This is a genomic window from Proteus sp. TJ1640 (assembly GCF_003144445.1).
In the GTDB taxonomy this organism is placed as follows: Bacteria; Pseudomonadota; Gammaproteobacteria; order Enterobacterales; family Enterobacteriaceae; genus Proteus; species Proteus penneri.
In genome coordinates, this window is sequence record NZ_PENY01000005.1 from 17107 (window position 1) to 37419 (window position 20313).

The following is a 20313-nucleotide window of genomic DNA, read 5'->3' on the forward strand; positions in this document are numbered from 1 at the left end:
AAAAGGATCTCAATTTTGGAGCATGTGTCGACAACTACGCTCATTATCATACTTGTCTGTATGATTATTGCCTCAGCTTATTTTTCTGGGACTGAAACCAGTATGATGACGATTAATCGCTATCGTCTCCGTCATGCTGCGAAACAAGGAAATCGCTCTGCAAAACGTGTAGAAAAATTATTACAACGTCCTGACAGATTGATTAGTTTAGTATTGATTGGCAATAATCTGATTAATATTGTTGCGTCTGCGCTAGCTACCATTGTCGGTATGCGTTTATATGGTGATGCAGGCGTAGCAATAGCTACGGGTGTACTGACCTTTATTATCCTTATTTTTGCTGAAGTGCTCCCAAAATCAATCGCAGCACTTTATCCAGAGCGTTTTGCTTATCCAAGCAGTGTAATTCTTTCTCCTTTACAAAAATTGATGCTACCTATTGTTTGGTTTTTTAATAAACTCACATTAATATTAATGCGCATTTTTGGTATCAAATCTCCAGTAATACAAGGGAATGCAGTCTCAAAAGAAGAGTTAAGAACTATCGTTCATGAATCTAAATCAAAACTTTCGCAAAGAAATCAGAATATGTTGCTGTCGATTTTAGATTTAGAAAAAGTGACGATTGGCGATATTATGGTGCCAAGAAATGAAATTTTTGGTATCGATGTCAATGATGAATGGAAATCTATCGTAAGACAGTTAACTCATTCTCCTCACGGTCGGATTGTGCTTTATCGTGATACTTTAGACGATGCGATTGGTATGTTACGAGTACGAGAAGCTTATCGCTTAATGACCGAGAAAAAAGAATTTACCAAACAAATTCTGATGAAAGCTGCCGATAAAATTTACTTTATTCCAGAAAGCACACCATTAAACCTACAGCTCGTCAATTTCCAACGTAACAATGAAAAAGCGGGGATTGTGGTTGATGAATATGGTGAAATTCAAGGTTTAGTAACCGTTGAAGATATTCTTGAAGAGATTGTTGGTGACTTTACTACTTCGATGTCCCCATCTTTAGCTGAAGAAGTTATTCCTCAAAAAGACGGTTCATTATTAGTTGATGGTACGACAAATATTCGAGATATCAATAAAGCTTTCGGTTGGCATTTACCTGAAGATGAAGCTCGAACGATCAACGGCGTTATTATTGAAGAGTTAGGTGACTTACCTGTTGTAGGTAATAAAATAACTGTGAGTGACTATGAATTTGAAATACTTGAAGTTCAGGATAACGTCATCAAAAAGGCGTTAATTCGCCATCTTTCAATCCCACATCATTAGTAAAAAGAAATAAGCGCCTTAGCCTTAAAAGGCGCTTATTTTTGCTGTTTATCCTAACTTAAATCGTAATTTGCTATTACGAAAATCAAACTCTCTGGCAGATTTCATATAGAAAGGCTCTATCGCTTGCTCTTGTACTAGTTTGGCTGGCTTTACTTGTTGATAATCAGAATAAAAACCATGATTTTTGACCCACATAACTAAGTTTAATGCTGGTTGATAAGAATAATCAGCGACATATTCTTCACGCCTGCAAATAAAAAAGAGACAATAAATCAGAATGCGAATTTCCTGATCTATTATCCCCTAATATTATAAATTAGCGATTACTTAGATATGTAACTCTTTTAAAGTCTCTTCAGGCAACGCTAATTCATCGTTATGATTAATACCAATGCTATGAGATAAAATATCACGTGCGATATCTTGTGCTTCTGTCAGCGAATGCATTTCATAGGTACCACATTGGTACACATTTAGTTCTGGGATATGGTTTTGATCTTTTACTTTCAAAACATCTTCCATTGCGGCTTTCCATGCATTCGCTACACGTTGCTCTTCAGGTTGCCCAATTAAGCTCATGTAGAATCCTGTACGGCATCCCATTGGGGAAATATCAATTATCTCAACACCACTACCGTTAAGATGATTACGCATAAATCCAGCAAACAGATGCTCTAGAGTATGAATTCCTTTCTCAGGCATGGCTTTTTTATTTGGTACCGTAAAACGTAAATCAAATACCGTAATAGTATCACCCGATGGCGTTTTCATGGTCTTAGCAACGCGTACAGCAGGTGCTGACATACGCGTATGGTCAACAGTAAAGCTATCCAATAAAGGCATAAAAAACCTCCTAAGAAAAATTTAAATATTTTTAAGAAAAAATGAAACTTTCTACAAGTAGCACGGTCTTAGTAACGAATACGCGCAAAATGTTATCATCCCTATTTCTCTATAGAATTTTTTAGCCACACAAATCTTAGTGTGGCTTTTTTCTATCTAAGTTTAGGAAGCCACATTATCGGTGTTAGTCCCCGCATGGATCTTCAAATACTCATCAAAAGAAATGGTATCACTCTTTTCTAACTCTTCTTGACGTTTTATGGATGAAATTCTCTCATGTTCAAAAGCTTCATCAGTTAACGTTTCATAAGGTGTTTTAATTAATTCTTGGTAATATTCTTCAGCCAAAGACAAGCCAAAACCACCAATGCCTTGTGTTTTAATTTTGTCTAAAAGTCTGCCTGAAAAAGTTAATTCAGGATTATCGAACATTTCTTCTAACTTAACACAAACTTCCATATATTTAGTGCCTGAACAACAATCAAGAACATTAGCAACACGTGCTAAATCAGCAAATAAGGCTTTACCTACTTGCGCTAATGGCTCTTTTCTTTCGCCACAACCCATTCCAATAACTTGACCTGGCTTACGCCCTTCTAGAATAACGTTATTCCAATTTGAACGGCAGCACGCTAATTCAGAAGCATCCATTTCTGGAGCATCAGCTAATACACACCAAATCAGGAATAAATCAAGGAAGCGAATTTGTGTTTCGTCAACACCAATAGGGGTAAATGGATTGATATCAAGTGAACGAACTTCGATATATTCAATACCACCACGTAATAACGCATCAGAAGGCGATTCATCCCCCTTAACCACACGTTTAGGACGAATAGGTGCATAGAGTTCATTTTCAATCTGCAACACATTGGTGTTTAACTGAATATACTCACCGTTTTTCTTAACACCTAATTTAGCAAACTCTTCTGAAGGCTTATGAATCGCTTTTTTGAGCCCTTTGACATAAGTTTCAAGATGATTAAAGGTGATATCTAAATCGCTTTGAGATTTATTGGTATACCCTAAATCGCTTAAACGTAATGAAGTTGCATAAGGTAAATACTTCGCCCCCTTAAGCGTACTTTCAAATGGTAAATTTGTTTCTCTTCCTTTTAAGAAAGATCCACAAATTGCTGGTGATGCACCAAAGAAAAATGGAATGATCCAACCAAAGCGATAGTAGTTACGAATAAGACGTAAGTAACCATCAGAAATCGCCTCTTTTCCACTCTCTTCATCTTTTACATTTGCCCATGCTTGCCAAAATTCGATAGGTAATGAGAAGTTGTAATGCACACCTGAAATGGTTTGCATTAATGCACCATAACGATTTTTAAGCCCTTCGCGATAGAGTGTTTTAAAACGCCCAACATTCGATGTGCCAAATTGAGCCAGCGTAATCTTATCTTCCGCTTCAATAAAGCAAGGCATACTCATAGGCCACATACGTTCATTATCTAAGTGACGAGCTGTATAGCGATGTAAATCACCTAAAAAATGCAAGGTATGTGCAATGTTGTCATCAACAGGTGTAATAAATTCTAATAAAGACTCAGCAAAATCAGTTGTGATCCATTTATGAGTTAATGATTTACCTAATGAAATAGGATGCTCTGTTGATGCTAAATTGCCTTCTGGCGTAACTCTTAAAGTTTCACGCTCTATACCACGGTGGATGCCACATAAAACTTTAGGGTGTGCTTCTAACCAAGAAAGCGCTTTTGATACGTCCGGGATCAAAGGTGACCTCCCGCGTTGATTGATGTTAGTAAATAGATAGGAGTTACTTTATCGCAAAGTCACTAAATTGTCGCTTATTAGATGATGTTAGCATTGTTAGTTGGTGCTAAACAAAAACGTTATTTATGCAAAATAATAGAATAGTAGAAAGCAAAAAGCCCCGCTATTGCGGGGCTTTTAATATGGTGCATCCTGGAGGATTCGAACCTCCGACCGCTCGGTTCGTAGCCGAGTACTCTATCCAGCTGAGCTAAGGATGCAGGGCTGACGTTTTTGCTAGAAATAATTAAACTAAGTAATCTAATAAAAGATGGTGCATCCTGGAGGATTCGAACCTCCGACCGCTCGGTTCGTAGCCGAGTACTCTATCCAGCTGAGCTAAGGATGCAGGTCTGACGTTTTTGCTAGAAATAATTAAACTAAGTTATCTAATAAAAGATGGTGCATCCTGGAGGATTCGAACCTCCGACCGCTCGGTTCGTAGCCGAGTACTCTATCCAGCTGAGCTAAGGATGCATCGTAGTTATTTTCTAGCTGTTCATATTGCAATTAGCAATCTGAGTAATGAGATGGTGCATCCTGGAGGATTCGAACCTCCGACCGCTCGGTTCGTAGCCGAGTACTCTATCCAGCTGAGCTAAGGATGCGCCGTTTTAATACTTTACGCTTTTAATGCAAATTATTCATCATTTGCACCAAAATAAAAACCCCATACAGTAATCATGGTGTTGGAATATGGTGCATCCTGGAGGATTCGAACCTCCGACCGCTCGGTTCGTAGCCGAGTACTCTATCCAGCTGAGCTAAGGATGCGCCGTTTTAATACTTTACGCTTTTAATGCAAATTATTCACCATTTGCACCAAAATAAAAACCCCATACATTAATCATGGGGTTGGAATATGGTGCATCCTGGAGGATTCGAACCTCCGACCGCTCGGTTCGTAGCCGAGTACTCTATCCAGCTGAGCTAAGGATGCAGGTCTGACGTTTTTGCTAGAAATAATTAAACTAAGTTATCTAATAAAAGATGGTGCATCCTGGAGGATTCGAACCTCCGACCGCTCGGTTCGTAGCCGAGTACTCTATCCAGCTGAGCTAAGGATGCAAATCTAAATGGCGGTGAGAGAGGGATTCGAACCCTCGATGCAGCTTTTGACCGCATACTCCCTTAGCAGGGGAGCGCCTTCAGCCTCTCGGCCATCTCACCATATTTAGAACCACTCGAAGAAGTTCTTACTGAACATCTCGTCTCTGTGTGGCGCACATATTACTTTCTCAGCCTAAGAAGTCAAACGATTTTTCTCAACTTTTTACGAATATACGTTTGTTTGAACACTTCACAAACAAACTGATGCGTTTATCAGCAAGATTGGCTAAAAAAGTCCTGAACACAATGATATCGCTGATGAAAAATCATTCAAGTATTTTATTCTCTTAGTTAATAAATTCATTCGCACATCAAATTATTATGAATCGAATTATTAGAGGTAAAAAGACTTTCAATTCTGTCAATCAGAATAAACGGATAGTGCAATAATAAATACAGTTCAAGGAAAGAGAAGATAGGAACAAAGAAGGGAATCAAACGTCTTATAAAGAGAAAAGCGCCCAAACCCGGCAAAAGTGTGGACGCTTACGAATGAATTGTGACTAACTAAAATAGGAATTATTTAGTAGTTATCAGTAGGCTGAGTTTTCTCGGCCTGAATTCGTTGATAGATCTCTTCACGATGGACAGATACTTCTTTAGGTGCGTTTACGCCAATCCGTACCTGATTACCTTTAACCCCTAAAACGGTTACGGTCACATCATCGCCTATCATAAGCGTTTCACCAACTCGACGAGTTAGAATAAGCATTCTTTGCTCCTTGAAAATTTACAAGAGTCGGGTCTCTAGAATTTCCCGGCCATTATCCATCATACATTGTCAATTCGTATAATCATTATTTATCACAAGTAACTTATACTTCATAACAAAATATAAATTTAGTGATTGATTATTTAACGGATTATCAATATCTCAATAAGGCGTTATCCCTATAAATCAGGAATAGCGCCTTTTTTTCAGGTTATTATCGCTTACAGATGCGATTCAACCCACTCGTCAACACTTGCCAAAGCCGCAGGTAAAGCGTCAATATCAGTACCACCAGCTTGAGCCATATCAGGGCGACCGCCACCTTTACCACCGATTTGCTGTGCTACAAAACTAATTAACTCACCTGCTTTAACTTTAGCAGTTAAATCTTTAGTGACCCCAACAATTAAGCTCACTTTACCATCAGAAATAGTGGAAAGCACAATAATTGCAGAACCTAATTGATTTTTTAAATCGTCAACCATTGTTCTTAACATTTTTGGCTCAACACCATTAAGCTCACGAACTAAAAGTTTGATACCTTTCACATTTTTAGCCTGACTACCTAAAGAGGAACTCTCTTGAGCAGCTTGCTGATCTTTTAGTTGTTGGAGTTCTTTTTCTAATAAACGATATTTTTCTTGGACTGTTTTGATTCTTTCGACCAAGTTTGTACCATCGCTTTTTAGAACTTGTGCAACAAGAGAGATAAGATCTGATTGTTCATGAATACTCTCAATTGCTGCAATACCAGTAATTGCCTCAATACGACGAATACCAGCAGCAGTGCCTGACTCACTGACAATGCGGAATAAACCAATATCCCCCGTTCTAGAAGCGTGAGTACCACCACAAAGTTCAGTAGAGAAGTCACCCATTGTTAAAACACGAACTCGTTCGTCGTATTTTTCACCAAAGAGTGCCATCGCACCTTTTTCTTTCGCATCTTCAAGATCCATTAACTCAGTGACAACTGGTGAGTTAAGTCGGATTTGCGCATTGACAATATCTTCAATTTCTCGTAATTGTTCTGGCTTAACTGCTTCAAAATGAGAAAAGTCAAAACGCAGATATTTATCGTTAACCAAGGAGCCTTTTTGAGTAACATGCGTACCCAGAACTTGGCGCAATGCGGCATGTAATAAGTGCGTCGCAGAGTGATTTAAACGAATAGCATCACGGCGAGCAATATCGATAGTGGCATTAATTTTATGGTTAACAATAAATGACCCTACGTTAACTTTACCAATATGACCAATCGCTTTACCGTATTTTTGCGTATCTGTGACTTCAAACAGGCTATCTTTACCAGTTAAAACACCTTTATCACCAACTTGTCCACCAGACTCTGCATAAAATGCGGTTTTATTTAAGAAGATAATACCTTCTTCGCCGGCTTTCAATTCAGTGACTGATTGTCCGTTATGGAAAATAGCGGTGATTGTGCCCTGTTGTTCATCATGATCATAACCAGAGAACTCACTACGGCTATCCACTTTGATTAGACTATTATAGTCAGTACCAAAACCACTAGATTCACGCGCACGTTTACGTTGCTCTTCCATCGCGACATCGAAGCCATTTTCATCAACCTTGATATTTCTTTCACGACAAACATCGGCAGTTAAATCAAGAGGAAAACCATATGTATCATAAAGACGGAAAGCGGTTTCACCCGGAAGAATGTCATCTGTTAAGTTAGCCAGTTCTTCATCTAATAATTGAAGACCGCGTTCTAATGTACGAGCAAATTGCTCTTCTTCCGTTTTTAATACTTTTTCGACGATAGCTTGTTGACGTTTTAATTCTTCACCTGCCTCTGCCATAACTTCAATTAATGGAGCGACTAACTTATAGAAGAAGGTATCTTTGGCGCCAAGCATATAACCATGACGTACTGCACGACGAATAATACGACGCAGAACATAGCCACGGCCTTCATTAGAAGGGATAACGCCATCGCAGACAAGGAATGAACAAGAACGAATATGATCGGCAATAACGCGTAATGATTTATTTTCTAAATCCGTTGCATTAGTCACTTGTGCAACAGATTTAATTAAAGAACGGAATAAATCAATGTCATAGTTAGAGTTTACATGTTGTAAAACAGCAGTAATACGCTCTAACCCCATTCCCGTATCAACAGATGGTTTCGGCAGTGGATCCATAGTGCCATCTGACTGACGATTAAATTGCATGAAGACGATATTCCAGATCTCAATATAGCGATCGCCATCCTCTTCTGGTGATCCAGGAGGTCCGCCCCAAATGTGATCACCATGATCATAAAATATTTCGGTACAAGGTCCACAAGGGCCTGTATCCCCCATTTGCCAGAAGTTATCTGATGCAAATGGTGCACCTTTATTATCACCAATGCGGATAATTCTTTCTGCTGGAATACCAATTTCTTTATTCCAAATATCATAAGCTTCATCATCTGTGGCATATACCGTTACCCAAAGTCTTTCTTTAGGTAAATTAAACCACTCTTCGCTTGTTAATAATTCCCAAGCAAAATTGATTGCATCATGTTTGAAATAGTCACCAAAACTGAAATTACCTAGCATTTCAAAAAAAGTATGGTGACGAGCGGTATAACCCACATTTTCTAAATCGTTATGTTTACCACCTGCGCGCACACAGCGTTGCGCAGTTGTCGCTCGGGAATAAGGTCTATTATCCAATCCAAGAAATACATCTTTGAATTGGTTCATCCCTGCGTTTGTAAACAGCAATGTTGGATCGTTATTTGGAACCAAAGAACTGCTAGGTACTATTTGATGTCCTTTAGTATGAAAAAAGTCGAGAAACGCCTGACGGATCTCAGCGGTGCTTTTGCTCATAATTATCCCGAAATCAAGCTGGAAAAACAGAAATTAGAAATCTAGTTAGAGGAGGTTTATTATTACCTCTACTTAGCCAACGAATACATAAGTAGGGATAAGATAGAATTTCTTCTGTCAGAAGTAAAACCCCCGATAAACTTATTCGTGTTGACATTGTAAATCGTCTAGTTTTTTTCTGAAAGTGGGATTGTTATCTGAGAATGGGACTTTTCTCTATTTAAGAGCAATTATCTTGGAAAATGTTAGCAACTTAAAGTATTTTCATTTTGTAATTATTAAAAAGTATTTGTTATTACTGCTTTTTTATGAGATGACTCGCTATACGTTTTTTTCCTTTCATAATCTCTTTTTCTCATGGCAAATAGTAATAAATACATAAGCGCCATTACTTAAAAAATATATTGATATAGTGATAACCTACTAAAACAAAAGCACTTATTACTACAAAATACACCTTACATCTCAACAAACCTTTAAATACAATTTAAATTAGATCCAAATATATTGAAGATATTTATCTTTATATGTCAATTATTTATTATCTGGTACAACCAAATTATAATAATGATTCTTATTTCTATTTTTTATTGGTAAGGATATATCACCAAAATTTCACTATATAAATTTTCATATAACTATCAAAAACAAATTAGTAAAAAATATCGTTATATTAAATAAAGTAGTGTTAAAGGCTATTTTTCATGGAAAGGAAACAAAATAAGACTAATTTTAATCCTCTTTTGAATAAAAGATACAACATATAACAAAAAGGAAGCCATTTGAGAGCTTCCTTTTTTAAGTGAGTTAAATCACATTAATTGGCTAATGGTTAACAACTGCAATGATCGTAATATGTTTTAATATACATTCAATGTGCAATTTAGGCATTAGTAAAAAATTATTTTTCTGTTTCTTCAATATCTGCTGCGTCATCACTATCATTAGCAAAATCAGCTGCGCTAGTAAATTCACCTGCGTGATTTAATAACATTTCACGAAGTTTAGTGTTTAACTCATTGTACATTTCAGGGTGTTCTTTTAGATAAGTTGTTGCGTTGGCTTTACCTTGACCAATTTTCTCACCATTGTAGCTGTACCATGCACCAGCTTTCTCTACCAATTTGTGTTTAACGCCTAAATCAATCAATTCGCCAAAGGTATTGATGCCTTCACCATACATAATTTGGAATTCAGCTTGTTTAAATGGTGCTGCAATTTTGTTTTTCACCACTTTAACGCGTGTTTCACTACCAACAACTTCATCACCGTTTTTAACAGAGCCGATACGACGAATATCTAAACGAACAGATGCGTAGAATTTAAGTGCATTACCACCTGTTGTGGTTTCTGGATTACCAAACATAACACCGATTTTCATTCGAATTTGGTTGATGAAAATAAGCAGGGTGTTGGAGTTTTTCAAGTTACCCGCTAACTTACGCATAGCTTGACTCATCATACGAGCAGCTAAACCAACGTGTGAATCACCAATCTCACCTTCAATTTCTGCTTTTGGTGTTAAAGCTGCAACGGAGTCAACAACGATAACATCAACTGCACCAGAACGAGATAATGCATCACAAATTTCTAGGGCTTGTTCACCAGTATCAGGCTGAGAACAGAGCAGGTTATCAATATCTACGCCTAGTTTTTGAGCATAGATAGGGTCTAAAGCGTGCTCAGCATCGATGAATGCACAAATCTTGCCTTCACGTTGAGCAGCAGCGATAACTTGCAGTGTTAATGTTGTTTTACCAGAAGATTCTGGGCCATAGATTTCAACAATACGCCCGCGTGGTAAACCACCAGCACCTAAAGCAACGTCTAATGATAAAGAACCCGTAGAGATGGTTTCAACGTTCATGGAACGATCTTCGCCCAGACGCATGATAGACCCTTTACCAAATTGCTTTTCAATTTGACCAAGTGCTGCGGCCAATGCTTTTTGCTTGTTTTCATCAATAGCCATGTTATCTCCCTCTGGGCAGTGAAGCATAAAAATGAGTCACTACCATTAAAACGTATATGATTTTGCTTGTTGAAATTCATTATACTGTATAATCATACAGTATCAAGTTAATTATTAATAATTTCTTTAAGAATTGATTTTAAAGAAAAAATAACAGATTCAGCTCTTATTTGATCTCGAGAACCACTGAATATACAGTGTGTTGCCGTAGCTTGAATACCTGTTGATGTTTTCATTGCAAAGCCAAACCAAACTAAACCAACGGGTTTTTCTTCACTACCACCACCAGGGCCTGCAATACCACTAACTGAAACAGCAAAATCTGCATTTGCAGCGCTAAGTGCGCCTTTCGCCATCTGAAGAACAACTTCTTCGCTAACAGCGCCGTATTTAATCAAGGTTTGCTCATCAACACCTATCATTTCATGCTTCGCTTCATTGCTATATGTTACAAAGCCACGCTGATAATATTCAGAGCTTCCTGCAATATCAGTGATAACTTTCGCAATCCATCCGCCAGTGCAAGATTCAGCTGTTGTTATCGTACGCTTCTTTTCAAGTAACACTTTACCCATTTCAATACTTAGACGGGTCATTTCATCGTAATTTATCATTAAGGTTCATCTAACCTCTATTATAAATCTCACTGTTTAAGATTTCTTCCTAGTGCAATCCCATAACCATAGACCACCAATTGCTAGGGCAAAAATAGCCCCAAAGCCTATTCCGATAGCAACAACAGATACACCAATGCTTGTAACCAATGAGAATAAACCAAGCATTAATAACATTGCTGTATTTTCACCGAGATTTTGTACTGCGATAGCATTACCAGCACCAACACTGTGCTTTCCTTTGTCTTGTAATAACGCATTCAATGGCACGACAAAGAAGCCACCAAAAACACCGATGATAATGAGAATTAAGTAGGATGGAATAATTGAAGTTTGTAATGAGAAATAAACAACACCAAGACCAATTAAAATACCTGCAGGCATACAGCGCCGTACTGTTTTCAGAGTCACAAATTTAGCAGCTAATCCAGCACCGACCACAATACCAATCGCAACCATCGCATTTAATACTGTTGGGGTTGTATTATCAGTCATACCTAAAGCAATAGGTACCCACTGCACAAGTAAAAAGCGCAATGTTACTCCTGCCCCCCAAAACATGCTGGTTCCCACTAAAGAAAAGCGACTTTCTTTATCAGCCCATAAAGTATGTGTAGCCTCAAGAAACTGTGTAAACATTCTTTTAATGTTCCAACCACGACCAATTTGAGCAGCTGATAATTTAGGTATACCAAAGTTAACAAATACCGCTAAACCATACATTGCCGCACAAACACCTAATGCAAAAACAATGCTCCAATCTGATAGTAAACCACCAATGACAGATCCCAATAGAATAGCGGCAATTGTAGAAGCTTCCATTAAACCATTTGCTTTAACTAAACGTTCGCCATCGGTTAATTCACCTAAGATGCCATATTTAGCAGGAGAATAAACAGCGGCACCAATTCCAACGAGAGCATAGCCAAGGAAAGGATCAGAGCCAACGCAAATAAGAAATGCGCCTACAAATTTTAACAGATTACCACTGAGCATTACCCTACCTTTAGGATTACGATCAGCAAACTGCCCTACAAAAGGAGCTAAAAGAATAAAAGCCAGCACAAAAACCATCTGTAAAACAGGCTGACTCCACTCTGGATACAGTGATGATTTAAACTGCGCAAGAATAGCAAACAGTAAGGCATTATCGGCAAAAGCAGAAAGAAATTGCGACAAAAGTACCGCTTTCATTCCCCTACTCATTAAAGGAGGCTGACTAATATTCTCTGGCATTAATTATTTTCCTGTTCAGCAAGTTTCTTCAATGAAACAAAATCCGTTTTTCCACTTCCTAATACAGGAATCTCTTTGATAAAACGAATGTCTTTTGGTACAGCGATTTCGGCAACACCTTCAGATTTTGCCAGTGTTGATAGTACACTACGATCTAATTGTTTATCTGTTGTAAAAAGAACTAATGATTCACCTCTGCGCTTATCACTTATTGATACAACCGCATGCTCACCTTGAGATGCTTTGCGTGCAAGTTGCTCAACCCCTTCGAGAGAAACCATTTCACCTGCAATTTTTGCAAAGCGTTTAACCCGTCCTTTAATTGTATAGAAACCTTCACTATCGATAGCAACAATATCACCGGTGTCGTACCAACCTTCCTCATCAATACCTTCAGCATTAGCTGCGACTGGGGTTTCCAATTTTTCAGGGGATTCAACGCGTAAGTACCCCATCATTACATTAGGACCACGTAGTTGTAGTCTACCGCCATCAGTAATGCCATTCATTGGAATTAAACGCCCTTCCATGCCGGGTAATAAACGCCCTACAGTATGAGTTTTGGCACTCATAGGCACGTTGATTGACACAACAGGTGCGCATTCTGTTACACCATAACCTTCTAAAATACGAATACCAAATTTCTCTTGCCATAAAACACGAGTTGATTCAGAGAGTTTTTCAGCGCCAGCAACCACATATCTCACTCGGGCAAAATCATAAGGATGAGCAAATTTTCCGTAGTTTCCTAAAAAGGTTGATGTCCCAAATAACACCGTACAGTTTTGGTCATAGACTAATTCGGGTATAACTCGATAGTGTAACGGGCTGGGATAAAGAAAAACGCGTGCTCCCAGACAAATTGGAGTTAACAAGCAAGCTGTTAAACCAAATGCATGGAATAACGGCAATGCTGACATAAATTTATCTTTCGGTGAAAAGTCAGCAATAGCTCGAATTTGCTCAACGTTAGCCAGTAAACTCGAATGGCTGTGAACAACGCCTTTAGGCGTCCCTTCCGATCCTGATGTAAATAGAATAACGGCTGCATCATGTGCATCTTGCGGTAACATCGCTTTATGTGGCGTAATAAGGTGTTTGAGGATCCAGCGTTTATCTTCACTCGTCACACTATCTTTGAGATCTTCAAGGTAAACCCAATTAGCTTCAGGGGTTTGCTCAGGAATATGTAATAAATTCCCTTTTTCTAAAAACTGGCGTGATGTAAAGATGGTTTTGATTGATGCGGCTTTCATCGCATTTTGTACACCTAAACTACCTGCCGTGTAGTTGAGCATTGCAACAACACGTTGACGCATTGTTGCACCTAATAGTGCAGCCGCAGTTACTGTTGTATTTGGAAGCAGTAAACCTATACGCTCTTTGGGTTCTGTGTAGCGTTCAATCAAACGACTGAGCCCTAACGTTTTTTTCAGTAACCCTTGATAAGAATCTTCTTTTAAGCTGATATCAGAAATTAGCGGACTAAATCGGCCATATTGAGACATTGCCTGTAAAAATGCTTCATACAACGTAAGATTAGGGCGTGTTTGCATGATGGCTTCCATCATGATGTCACGCATAGCTTCCCCCGCTAATCGGCGACGCTCAGAAGATTTTTCAGCTTTTGGCATCGGTAAATCAACTGCAGGAAGCACCTTGATAGTGATTTTAGGAAAGAATTGAGACTTTACTCGTAAACTTTTACGTATTCGTGAAAAATAGCTGAATTCAGCCCCTTCAATTCTAACAGGAACAACTTTAGCGCCTGATTTTGCGGCAATAAAAGCAGCACCTTCATAAATTTTCATCAAACCATTTGTTACTGTGATCCTTCCTTCTGGGAAAATCACAATTGGACGACCTTTATCCACTTCTTTAACTAACTGGCGCACGGCCATTGGATTGGCGGGATCTAAAGGTACAATATCAGCATAACGACCTAACCATCTTGTCGTTTTTGCAGAAGCCACTGAAGTATAAACAGCAAACACAGGATTAATAGGTAGGAATAAACGTAATAATATACCATCAATAAAAGAAGTATGATTTGGTGTAATTATACATTTTTCATATTGGGAAAACTGATTAACAAGTCCTTCAATTCTTATTCTAAATAAGAACTTAAATAGTGTTTTAAAAAACGCTATTAACATCATATCCATATCTCATTTTGCTATAATTAGCCTTACTATAAATAGGATGTGATGAAAATAAAATAGATGACCTCTGTTTTGTCCTTTATATCAGACGACTTCCTAATTATTTGGCAAGTTTTGCGAGAATTACCGCAATAATTTCATTAATAGATAACCCAGCATCAACAATAATATCTGCGCATTGCATGTATAAAGGTTCGCGCTTAATTAAAACATCATGCATTTCTGAAACTAATGTTTTACCTGTCAAACTAGGTCTTTGTGCTTCATTTGGATCTTGGGATAAACGTTCAACTAATGTTTCAAGTGAGGCCTGTAAATAAATTGTAACACCCGAGGTTTTCATATAAGCGCGATTTTTATCTGCTAAAACCATACCACCCCCCGTTGAAATAACTTGGTTAGGTTGGCTTACTTGGATTAGTGCTTCTGATTCAATTTGACGAAAGAAATCCCAACCCTTCTCTTCCACCATAGAAGATATAGTTTGTTGATATTTTTTGGTTATCCAATAATCCGTATCAATAAATCTATAATTTAAAGAGAGAGAAAGCGCTTTACCTACTGTTGTTTTCCCTGCACCTCGAGGTCCGATAAGGTAAATTGTACTTTCCATAAAATGCACTATCTCCATAGTGTGTTCCCTTCCAGAGTTGTAATTAAAAGTTTACATACTGTAAAGTATAAAATATCATACCTGATGTAACAAAAAAATAAAGCCACACTTTAGAAAGTATGGCTTATTTCATTATCTTAATAATTAGCTACGAATTGTATTATCGCCGTAACCAATCCATTTATAGGTCGTTAAGGCATCTAATCCCATTGGGCCTCTAGCATGTAATTTCTGTGTACTAACAGCAACTTCGGCACCTAAACCGAATTGTCCACCATCGGTAAAACGCGTGCTTGCATTAACATACACAGCAGCAGAATCAACTTGGCGAACAAAACGATCAGCATTAGAGATAGATTGTGTTAAAATAGCGTCAGAGTGCGCGGTACCATAACGGCGAATATGGCTAATTGCCTCCGTTAACCCACTTACTACTTCTACATTTAAATCAAGTGACAACCATTCATCGCAATAATCAGCATCTTTCACATCAACTACAGTAGCTCTGCCTTTTTTCAGCCCTACCAATGCTTTCTCACTTGAATGCAAAGTTACCTTTTGAGTAGCCATGGCATCACTTAACTGTGGCAAAAATAGATCTGCAATATTTTCATGTACTAAGAGCGTTTCTAAAGAGTTACACGCGCTTGGGCGTTGTACTTTTGCATTTACGATAACCGTTAATGCTTTTTCTAAATCTGCACTTTCATCTACAAAAGTATGACAGACACCAATGCCGCCAGTGATAACTGGAATAGTTGATTGTTCACGGCAAAGTTTATGCAATCCTGCACCACCACGCGGAATAAGCATATCAATATACTCATCCATTTTTAGCATTTTAGCGACTAACTCACGATCAGGCTTATTAATCGCCTGAATAGCACCAGCAGGAATACCACATTTTTCTAAAGCTTGTTGAATAACGGCAACTACCGCTTGATTGGTATGGTGAGTCTCTTTTCCACCACGAAGAATGGCAGCATTACCTGTTTTCAAACATAAAGAAGCGACATCAATTGTAACATTAGGGCGAGCTTCATAAATAACGCCAACAACACCTAACGGCACACGGCGACGTTCTAAACGTAAACCGCTGTCTAACATACGGCCATCAATAACTTGCCCCACCGGATCTTCTAAGCGACATACTTGTCGAACATCATCAGCAATAGCTTTTAAACGTTCAGAAGTCAGCAATAAACGATCTAGCATAGCGGCATTAATATTGGCTTCACGAGCTGCTTGCATATCTTTTTCATTCGCTGCAAGAATTGAGGCCTCATGTTGTTCTAATAAATCAGCCATAACTAATAATGCCTGATTTTTTTGCTCTGTTGAGAGTTGAGCTAAATGCCAAGAGGCTTCTCTTGCAGATTTACCCATTTGTTCTAACATCAGAAGGCTCCTTAGCTAACAATCATATCGTCACGATGCACAGCAACACTGCCATACTCGTAACCTAAAATTTGACTAATTTCTTGTGAATGGTGTCCTGCTATTAAACGCAGTGCATCACTATTATAATGGGCAACACCATGAGCAAGATCTTTACCTTGTAAACTTTGAACGCGGATAACACACCCACGAGAGAAATCGCCTTTAATTTCTTTGATACCTTTTGGTAAAAGGGAGCTACCTTTTTCTTTAATTGCTTTTTCAGCTCCTTCATCAACCACAATCACACCAGCAATTGGCGCGCCAAAGATCCACCGTTTACGCGCTTCTAATGGGCTTTTTAAGCCATGGAATAATGTTCCAACAGGTTCATTATTGATAACTTTAGCAATAACTTCAGGTTGTACACCGGCTGCAATGACAACATCAATACCCGCGCGCCCAGCAACAGTTGCTGCTTGCAGTTTTGTTGCCATGCCCCCCGTACCTAAGCCGGATACGCTATCACCAGCCATTTGGCGTAATTTATCGTTGATATCAAAAACTTCGGGGATCAATTTAGCATCTGGATTACTACGCGGATCAGCCGTATAAAGCCCTTCAATATCTGTTAGTAATAACAGTTTATCTGCGCCACCTAAAATAGCAGCTAATGCTGATAAATTATCGTTATCACCCACTTTAATTTCCGCGGTAGCAACAGCATCATTTTCATTGATAACAGGGATAATATGGTTATCTAACAGTGCATGTAATGTATCACGCGCATTTAGGAAACGTTCTCTATCTTCAATATCAGCACGCGTTAATAGCATTTGACCAATATGAATACCATAGATAGCAAATAACTGTTTCCATACTTGAATTAAGGCACTTTGCCCTACAGCGGCCAACAACTGTTTTGAAGCAATAGTTGCCGGCAAATCAGGATAATTCAAATACTCACGCCCTGCTGCAATTGCACCAGAAGTAACAATAATAATCCGGTGACCTTTTTCGTGTTGTTTAGCGCATTGGCGAACCAGCTCAACAATATGAGACTGATCCAGACGTCGTGAACCACCAGTTAGTACACTTGTCCCTAATTTAACAACCAGTGTTTGGCTGCTACTCATAACATTTACCATTCTTGTTGATTATTTAAAAAGATAATACACAGTTTTATCAGGAGAGAAGCGTTATGCCAACCGACATAACGCAAAATCTATGAAAAGTTGCCCTAACACAAAATTAGGGCTGGATGGGGAGCGGAAAATTGTTCATTTTTTCATCTGGCATAAGTGTCATATCTAATTCACTCGCTGCCGTTTTAAGAAATTGATGAAAACGGATCAGTGTTTCATTGATTGATTCAACAACATCATTTTTACTTATATTCTGATGTATCCAATCACCATTTTTATCGAATAGCCCAATCTGATAATGATAAATGAGCTGTTCATTGTTGCGTTCTAATTCCATCCACCAGCCCCAAAACTCACGTTTTTCTGGTACGATTTTCTTATTTACACAAACAGCTAAACAGTCAAAAAAGAACTGGTTCTCTTGGCATTGATGCTCTCGGATATAAGGGCCGATTTGAGCAAAACGCTTTAATAACTTACCTCGGGTAGGGTTCAAAGATGAAGTCATAAATTCAGTCTCCTTAGAAACTCTACTGTTATATAATCTAATGTAATTAGCAAGTTATTGTTCATAATTAATTATATTAATTTGTCATAGATCCAATCAGCACTTTTTTGTAACGCTAGCTCTAAACCTTCATAAAGCGGTTTTTCATTGATAGCAAGAATATCACCATCCATAGAGGAGCGAGCAATTAACTGAGAATCCTCTTTAGGACTCATTTCATCCCCTTTCCAGTAAACGCCCATCATAGGAACGGGCATACGTCGCCCAATCAAGCCTTGGTTTTTCAGAGAGTAACTGCTCAACGATAATCGAAGATTATTCTCATCAATATTCCATAACCCCAAGCGACTTGCTAATACATCAAGATACATCACAGGGATCTTTTTCTGCAATTCAGCTTGGGTAAAGAAAGCATGGATCAAAGGACCTAAAGCAACAACACCTTTAATTAATTTTGGGTAGATATAAGCCAATCGCACAGCAATATTACCGCCAAAACGAAAGCCCATCACACCAACGCGAGTATGATCAATCCAAGGCACTTCAGAAAGTTGTTTCAGAACTTCACCTTGTAATTGGCATGTATCTTCCGTTAGTTTTTGTTTTACTGAATAACCAATTCCAGGCATATCCAGTGTTAACATTGCAATACCTTTAGAGGAAAGGTAATCACGGAAGAAGCTAACATAATCGCTTTGAAGACCATCTAACCCACCGCAAAATAATACTGTGGGATATGGACCTCTACAATCTTTAGGTAAATGCAGAAAACCCGTTGTCGACCCTTTCCCCTCTAATTTAAATGTCAGTTTTTTCACCTCAAAGGATGAAAATTTTGTCGCATTCTCAAATGCTTTCATCGACAAAGTAACGGCTTGATCTGCTAAAAAATCACCATTAATAAAAGGATACGCAGCAATACTATACAGATGTGCAGCCCGCAACCAACAATCAGCGGCCGCATCTCCTGACTCTTTTCTCAATGCTTTTTGTTGCCAAATCATCGCTTGATGTGACCATTCATATGACCAGCCACCTTTGCGGTAACCCACAACGGTATCAATAAATTTATCATCACTACGAGGGGCATCATGTACAGCAATTCGACTTAACACTTCTTCTATTTCAATAGGAGAAATTCCACGCCAAATCCACAGTAAACGTTGAATAGTACGATACCAATTTTGCTGACTTGTACCATTAAGCACAGTATAGGTATTGATATTTGATTTTGGATGAGTGTACTGAATTAGTGTTGAAGTTTCAGCGTGCTTTGCTCTAGGTTTAAATAGCGTTTCAGAAAGGTTTGTATTATTTGCCATATCACTCTTCAAATCAGTCGATATCGAATAAAAGGGGCTAAAAGTCTGGCTTTATCATAGCATGAAATCAACATGAACAGTGTGTATCACCACAAGTGATAGCACGAAGGTATAACACAAAGGAAGAATAAATGCATAAAAACAAAAATCCCCGCCAAGGCGAGGATCTCAATTAAAACAGCCAAATAAATGTTATCAAATTATTTTTGATCGCAAACTGGTGGAATAAAGGCGACACCCATATCCCAAGGCTGTTCAATCCAAGTATTTTGTGGAATATCAACCACGAAATCATCTACTAATGGGCGCCCTTCTGGTTTTGCGAAGATAGTCACAAAATGGGCTTTTGGATACATTTCGCGGATAACTTTAGCAGTACCACCAGTATCGACTAAATCGTCAACAACGATAAAGCCTTCACCATCACCTTCTGCTTTTTTTAAGATTTTGAGGTCACGCTGATGATCATGGTCATAGCTAGAAATGCAAACTGTATCCACATGACGGATACCTAATTCACGAGCAAGTAATGCAGCAGGGACTAATCCCCCACGACTGACAGCAATAATGCCTGTCCACTGTTCGACTGGTAATAAACGTTGCGCCAATTGACGGGCATGTATTTGCAACATATCCCACGTTACAACATATTTTTCGCTCATAATATTGTGATCCTAGCTACTTGAATTTCGAGAGAAGCTTTTTTGCGGAAAAAAAGGTTGCGCGAGATTATAGTGATTTGAGCACCTAAAAACCAGAGAAAACGTGAAAACAG

The 20313-nt window shown here is 38.4% G+C and carries 16 protein-coding genes and 8 tRNA genes; 1 reads left to right on the plus strand and 23 read right to left on the minus strand.

Annotated features, from left to right (window positions below):
* Positions 1–15: 15 nt before the first annotated feature.
* Entirely contained in the window at positions 16–1290 is a 1275-nt protein-coding gene (locus tag DK861_RS01210; protein WP_072063506.1) for an HlyC/CorC family transporter, read from the plus strand.
* A gap of 48 nt (positions 1291–1338) precedes the next feature.
* On the opposite strand, the gene DK861_RS18115 is transcribed toward DK861_RS01210, so the two are convergent.
* The 23 genes from DK861_RS18115 to gpt form a co-directional block, all read right to left on the minus strand.
* Entirely contained in the window at positions 1339–1488 is a 150-nt protein-coding gene (locus DK861_RS18115; protein WP_162556748.1) for a hypothetical protein, read from the minus strand.
* 132 nt (positions 1489–1620) lie between these two features.
* The gene (gene luxS / locus DK861_RS01215) at positions 1621–2136 is read right to left on the minus strand and encodes an S-ribosylhomocysteine lyase (RefSeq protein ID WP_109399022.1); all 516 of its coding nucleotides are present in this window, start codon (positions 2134–2136) and stop codon (positions 1621–1623) included.
* A 162-nt stretch (positions 2137–2298) separates the two neighbouring features.
* Positions 2299–3879: a glutamate--cysteine ligase gene (gene gshA, locus DK861_RS01220; RefSeq protein WP_109399023.1), complete on the minus strand. Its 1581-nt coding sequence runs from the start codon at positions 3877–3879 to the stop codon at positions 2299–2301.
* Between the two features lie 183 nt (positions 3880–4062).
* Positions 4063–4139: transfer RNA gene (locus DK861_RS01225), tRNA-Arg, on the minus strand.
* A 51-nt stretch (positions 4140–4190) separates the two neighbouring features.
* A tRNA-Arg gene (locus tag DK861_RS01230) sits at positions 4191–4267 on the minus strand.
* A gap of 51 nt (positions 4268–4318) precedes the next feature.
* Positions 4319–4395: transfer RNA gene (locus DK861_RS01235), tRNA-Arg, on the minus strand.
* 54 nt (positions 4396–4449) lie between these two features.
* Positions 4450–4526 (minus strand) — tRNA-Arg (locus DK861_RS01240).
* 89 nt (positions 4527–4615) lie between these two features.
* Positions 4616–4692, minus strand: a tRNA-Arg gene (locus tag DK861_RS01245).
* 89 nt (positions 4693–4781) lie between these two features.
* Positions 4782–4858: transfer RNA gene (locus DK861_RS01250), tRNA-Arg, on the minus strand.
* A gap of 51 nt (positions 4859–4909) precedes the next feature.
* Positions 4910–4986: transfer RNA gene (locus tag DK861_RS01255), tRNA-Arg, on the minus strand.
* A 9-nt stretch (positions 4987–4995) separates the two neighbouring features.
* Positions 4996–5088 (minus strand) — tRNA-Ser (locus DK861_RS01260).
* 463 nt (positions 5089–5551) lie between these two features.
* The gene (gene csrA, locus DK861_RS01265; RefSeq protein ID WP_004244778.1) at positions 5552–5740 is read right to left on the minus strand and encodes a carbon storage regulator CsrA; all 189 of its coding nucleotides are present in this window, start codon (positions 5738–5740) and stop codon (positions 5552–5554) included.
* A 221-nt stretch (positions 5741–5961) separates the two neighbouring features.
* Entirely contained in the window at positions 5962–8589 is a 2628-nt protein-coding gene (alaS, locus tag DK861_RS01270; RefSeq protein ID WP_072063508.1) for an alanine--tRNA ligase, read from the minus strand.
* Between the two features lie 901 nt (positions 8590–9490).
* Complete coding sequence (gene recA / locus DK861_RS01275) at positions 9491–10561, minus strand: recombinase RecA (protein WP_072063509.1); 1071 nt, start codon at positions 10559–10561, stop codon at positions 9491–9493.
* 107 nt (positions 10562–10668) lie between these two features.
* Complete coding sequence (gene pncC / locus DK861_RS01280; RefSeq protein ID WP_109399024.1) at positions 10669–11175, minus strand: nicotinamide-nucleotide amidase; 507 nt, start codon at positions 11173–11175, stop codon at positions 10669–10671.
* A gap of 36 nt (positions 11176–11211) precedes the next feature.
* Positions 11212–12411, minus strand: a complete 1200-nt coding sequence (lplT, locus tag DK861_RS01285; RefSeq protein ID WP_109399025.1) for a lysophospholipid transporter LplT — start codon at positions 12409–12411, stop codon at positions 11212–11214.
* Positions 12411–14570, minus strand: a complete 2160-nt coding sequence (aas, locus tag DK861_RS01290) for a bifunctional acyl-ACP--phospholipid O-acyltransferase/long-chain-fatty-acid--ACP ligase (protein ID WP_109399026.1) — start codon at positions 14568–14570, stop codon at positions 12411–12413. The genes lplT and aas overlap by 1 nt, the downstream gene beginning before the upstream one ends.
* 103 nt (positions 14571–14673) lie before the next feature.
* A complete protein-coding gene (gene aroL / locus DK861_RS01295; protein ID WP_072063512.1) occupies positions 14674–15186 on the minus strand; it encodes a shikimate kinase AroL in 513 nt (170 codons plus the stop codon).
* A 144-nt stretch (positions 15187–15330) separates the two neighbouring features.
* Positions 15331–16584, minus strand: a complete 1254-nt coding sequence (locus tag DK861_RS01300; RefSeq protein ID WP_109399027.1) for a glutamate-5-semialdehyde dehydrogenase — start codon at positions 16582–16584, stop codon at positions 15331–15333.
* Between the two features lie 11 nt (positions 16585–16595).
* On the minus strand, positions 16596–17699 hold the full coding sequence (gene proB, locus DK861_RS01305; protein WP_072063515.1) for a glutamate 5-kinase: 1104 nt from the start codon (positions 17697–17699) through the stop codon (positions 16596–16598).
* A 115-nt stretch (positions 17700–17814) separates the two neighbouring features.
* On the minus strand, positions 17815–18216 hold the full coding sequence (gene crl / locus DK861_RS01310) for a sigma factor-binding protein Crl (RefSeq protein WP_006534776.1): 402 nt from the start codon (positions 18214–18216) through the stop codon (positions 17815–17817).
* A gap of 71 nt (positions 18217–18287) precedes the next feature.
* Positions 18288–19538 (minus strand): esterase FrsA, encoded by a 1251-nt coding sequence (frsA, locus tag DK861_RS01315; RefSeq protein WP_109399028.1) that lies wholly within the window; start codon positions 19536–19538, stop codon positions 18288–18290.
* Positions 19539–19738: 200 nt separating this feature from the next.
* Entirely contained in the window at positions 19739–20200 is a 462-nt protein-coding gene (gene gpt / locus DK861_RS01320) for a xanthine phosphoribosyltransferase (protein WP_006534780.1), read from the minus strand.
* Between the last annotated feature and the right edge of the window lie 113 nt (positions 20201–20313).